Genomic DNA, 257 nt, shown 5'->3' on the forward strand with positions numbered 1-257 from the left:
GGTGAAGTCGTAACAAGGTAGCCGTATCGGAAGGTGCGGCTGGATCACCTCCTTTCTAGGGAGACATACACTAGCACGAGATGCTAGATGTCACACTAGGTCGACACTTTGGTGTAATGGATAGACGTAGCATATGCGCTAGCTGTATCCAACCTTAATTGTTCAGTTTTGAGAGATTATCTCTCATATGTAGGCCTATAGCTCAGCTGGTTAGAGCGCACGCCTGATAAGCGTGAGGTCGGTGGTTCAAGTCCACT

The 257-nt window shown here is 48.2% G+C and carries 1 rRNA gene; it reads left to right on the forward strand.

Annotated elements, in window-relative coordinates:
• Nucleotides 1-55 (forward strand): 16S ribosomal RNA (locus EO118_RS08545); the annotation flags it as partial.
• Between the last annotated feature and the right edge of the window lie 202 nt (nt 56-257).

Source organism: Veillonella sp. 3891 (genome assembly GCF_003992315.1).
In the GTDB taxonomy this organism is placed as follows: Bacteria; Bacillota; Negativicutes; order Veillonellales; family Veillonellaceae; genus F0422.